This is a genomic window from Bacillus sp. ChL18 (genome assembly GCF_026241425.1).
GTDB classification, from domain to species: domain Bacteria; phylum Bacillota; class Bacilli; order Bacillales; family Bacillaceae; genus Bacillus; species Bacillus velezensis.
In genome coordinates, this window is the sequence record NZ_JAPHWE010000010.1 from 1 (window position 1) to 3,404 (window position 3,404).

At 33.0% G+C, this 3,404-nt stretch carries 2 protein-coding genes; both read right to left on the minus strand.

The features are described 5' to 3' along the window. The coding region (locus OQ477_RS20705; protein WP_265973599.1) for a non-ribosomal peptide synthetase at positions 1-2,800 on the minus strand (2,800 nt) is incomplete at its 3' end. A gap of 81 nt (positions 2,801-2,881) precedes the next feature. Beyond that, positions 2,882-3,404, minus strand: a 523-nt coding sequence (locus OQ477_RS20710) for a condensation domain-containing protein (protein WP_265973600.1), incomplete at its 5' end; no start/stop codon positions are given.

Genomic DNA, 3,404 nt, shown 5'->3' on the forward strand with positions numbered 1-3,404 from the left:
TTTCCATTGTAAAGGAGAAATCCGAATGGATTTTTTGGACAATATCACCATTCACATCTTCAAAAGATGTTCGTAATGACTCATGTCTGTCCACCAGTTTTTGAAAGATTTTCTCTACTTTTTTAGAATCAATATCGCCTTTTATCGCAAAGACGATTGGCATATTATAAGCTGTTCTATTTTCCAATTGTTGAATCATGTACATTCTTTTTTGGGCAGAGGAAGCTTCATAGTAATCACTTTTTTGGCAAGCTGGAATCATTTCGTAACTTTTTTCTGTACGTCTGTTAATTACATCGCTTAAAGCCCGAATTGTAGGGTTTATAAAAAGTTCTTTGATCGGTAGTTCAATATCTAGATTTTTATGAAGTTTACTAATGAATACATTTGCTTTCAGAGAATGTCCGCCTAAATCAAAAAAGTTATCATCTATACCAACTTTAATGACCCCTAATACTTCTTGCCAAAGGTCAACTAATTCTTTTTCAATGTTATTTCTTGGAGCTGCATAGAGGTTTACGTTATCATTTACATTTGGCTTTGGTAATGAACGAAAGTCAGTCTTTCCATTATTCGTGAGAGGCATCTTCTCCAATTGCATGATATAAGAAGGCACCATGTAGTGCGGGAGGCTTTCATTCAGATAATTCTTTATATCTGAAATGCTCGCAGTACTCCTTACTACATAAGCAATGATGTACTGATCAAGATCAGAATTCTTTTCAGCATGCACAAATGCTTCTTTAACATCGGGATGGCGGAGCAAACAGTCCTCTATTTCTTTAAGTTCGATTCTTTGTCCTCTAATCTTTACTTGATTATCCTTTCTTCCCAGAAATTCAATGGTTCCATCAGAGAGCCACTTCGCTCTGTCTCCTGTTTTGTACATTCGCTGGCCTTTTTCAAACGGATTGTTTATAAATTTTTCTTTAGTCAGTTCAGGCCTATTTAAATAACCTCTAGCTAACCTGCTGCCTCCGATGCATATTTCACCTGGTATACCAATAGGCAATATATTATGGTCTTCATCTACTATGTAAACTTTCGTATTTGCGATCGGTTTACCTATCATAATTTTGTCATATCTCTCAACATGTCTCATAGCTGTTGTTTCTACCGTATTCTCTGACGGACCGTAACGGTTAACAATTTCTATATTACGATCCAATCGGTTTGTATACTCGATTGCTTTAACTGGCAGTTCCTCACCAACTAATGTTACTTGTCTTAAACTTATGGATTCTTCTAGAGAAATATAATCCAATACCGTTAAGTAAATAGAAGGTACACTGAAATAATCTGTAACTCCTAAAGTTTTTATAATTTCACTTATCTTATAAGGATTGACCATTTCCTCGTTATTTACTAATACAACCTTACTGCCTGCAATTAAAGGTGTATAGAATAAAAGAACAAAACCATCAAACGCATAATTAATTATTGGGAGAACAATATTATTCTTACTATATTGATAATCGTTCTTCAGAAATAACATTGTTTGAGTCAAACTATGATGTTCTACCATTACCCCTTTAGGATTTCCGGTTGTACCTGACGTATAAATCACATAAGCTAAATCATTAGGTTGGTTGACTTGTTCTAAACGGCTTACATCTCCTTTAAAAGTTTCACTATTACCTGCATCTATAATAATTCCTTCAAACTTAATATCACTAATAAAGCGTTTTTCACTTACCAAAACTTTTGTTTGTGCGTCATGCAACATGTATTCTATTCGATCCTTTGGATTTTTAGGATCTATTGGCATATAAGCAGCACCGGATTTTAAAATCCCCAAAATTCCTGCCACCATTTCTATTGATCTTTCCAACATAATCCCAACTATATCCTCAGACTGAATCCCTCTACTCCTTAATGTCCTCGCAAAAGCGTTAGATTTATCATTCAATTCTTTATAAGTAACTTTATTATCTTCATATATTAAAGCTGTTTGATCGGGTGTTTTTTCAGCTTGGAATTCAAATAGTTCATGGATAGGCTTATTAATTTCTTTATACTCTATATTTGTATTATTAAACTCATATAATATATGGTTCATTTGTGTCTCAGTCAGCAAACCTACATCTCTTACGGAACGATCGAGATTACCTAACATTTCATTTAAAGCGTGTATGAATCTTTCTGCAAAATGAATAACCGTCACTTCTTCATAAAGAGCTGAATTAAATACTAAAACCATCTCAACCTCTTCAGCTTGATTTTTCTCTAAGCAAATAGTTATTTCATTTTTTTGTGAATTGCAAATATATTCGATATCACCTTCTGCATGCAGCGGGTTGTAAGTAATACTAACAGGAGTTAATTCAGGTAATGTAAAGGGCATATTTAGTTTTCTAAAAGCAGGAACCAAATCTATATATTGATTTTCATATACATCTAATAATTTCTTCTGTATGTCTAAAAGAAACCTTTTAATATTTACGTTCCCATTTATAGAACATTTAAATGGCAGCATTTTATTTTTTATTGATAGCGGCCGCTTCTCATCCGAGAAATAAACCGGTACTCCAATTACTATTTCATCATTACCTGTGTACTTATATAACTCTATATTAAAAACTGCTAAGAAAATCACATATTCAAGCATGTCATTCCCTTTTGTAACAGACTTCAACTTATCTAAGACATCTTTTTTTATAGGAAACGATATGGTTTTTTTCTCATACTGGTCAGAATAAAAATCATAACCCACTCTCGTTTTTTCTATACCCTCTAAATGAAGCTCTTTCCAATACTGCTCTTGTTCGGATAAGTGTTGATTACCTGTATCCTTATTCATGTTAACCTCCATCTGTTTTATTAATTACCAGAGTATAAGCTTTATGACTCATACTCTGGTAAGGCTTTTTGAAAGCCGGGATTAAAATGAAAACTCTACATTTCTCAAATCGCTTACTTTATTCTTTTCATTCAAAATATATTTTTCTTCATCTTTATTTAATAGCTGAATGTCCCCGAGAATAATGCTACTATCTTTTAAAACCTTGGTTAGTATAGTGTTTAAATCTTCTATCGCCCTTTTTATGGTAGGTTTTTTAAATAGTTTTGTAGAATAGACCAGTTTCAAATGGATCTCCGAACCACTCTCAAATCCAACTAAACTCAAATCTACTCTTGATAAATCATTTTCTAAATTTACTTGTTTGAGTTCAATTCCATCTAGCGTCAAATCAACTTCATATTCGATGTTATTCAAATTGAAAATCACGTCAAATAAAGGATTTCTGCTAATGTCTCTTTTAATAGCTATATTCTCAATTAACTCTTCGAGCTGATAACTTTGATTGTCATATGCCTGCAGTGAATTCTCCTTTACTTCTTTCAAAAGTTCTTTGAATGTTTTCTCTTTATCTGGGTGATTCCTCACAGCCAGTGTATTGACG